Origin of the sequence: Pseudomonas sp. 32_A, assembly GCF_017490905.1 — a bacterium.
Classification (GTDB): Bacteria; Pseudomonadota; Gammaproteobacteria; order Pseudomonadales; family Pseudomonadaceae; genus Aquipseudomonas; species Aquipseudomonas inefficax.
Window position 1 is genome coordinate 1 of record NZ_JAFGYI010000557.1, and the last position, 225, is coordinate 225.

Sequence of the window (225 nt, forward strand, 5' to 3'; positions counted from 1 at the left end):
TGATTTTCGTGGTGATCGCGGCGTTCGCCTTCCGCGCCGATATCTTCACGCGTGATATCTGGGGCCTGAGCAACCCGCAGTTCGGCAGCGTGCTGGAGCAGGTGCGCAACATGATGCTGGTCACCGTTTGGGTGTTCATCGGCATCGAGGGTGCGAGCATCTTCTCGTCGCGGGCGGAAAAACGCTCTGACGTGGGCAAGGCCACGGTCATCGGCTTCGTTACCG

General features: G+C 60.9%; 1 protein-coding gene. It reads left to right on the plus strand.

Features of this window, described 5'->3' with window-relative positions:
* The coding region (locus J5M58_RS27780) for an amino acid permease (RefSeq protein ID WP_207880779.1) at positions 1-225 on the plus strand (225 nt) is incomplete at both ends.